Origin of the sequence: Massilia eburnea (assembly GCF_009720745.1) — a bacterium.
In the GTDB taxonomy this organism is placed as follows: domain Bacteria; phylum Pseudomonadota; class Gammaproteobacteria; order Burkholderiales; family Burkholderiaceae_D; genus Rugamonas; species Rugamonas eburnea.
In genome coordinates this window covers 1-245 of sequence record NZ_WNKX01000112.1, presented here as the reverse complement: position 1 = coordinate 245, position 245 = coordinate 1, and the positions used below count along the sequence as shown (strand labels likewise).

Annotated in this window: 1 rRNA gene; it reads left to right on the top strand. The window is 49.8% G+C overall.

The window, feature by feature from the left end:
• A 23S ribosomal RNA gene (locus GM658_RS28770) occupies positions 1-245 on the top strand; the annotation flags it as partial.

Here is a 245-nt window from a genome sequence, read left to right as displayed (position 1 = left end):
CATGGCGGATGCCTTGGCGATTACAGGCGATGAAGGACGTAGAAGTCTGCGATAAGCTTCGGGGAGCTGACAAACAAGCTTTGATCCGAAGATTTCCGAATGGGGAAACCCGGCCTTTTAGGTCATCGTTAGCTGAATACATAGGCTAACGAAGCGAACGCGGCGAACTGAAACATCTAAGTAGCTGCAGGAAAAGAAATCAACCGAGATTCCCAAAGTAGTGGCGAGCGAAATGGGAAGAGCCT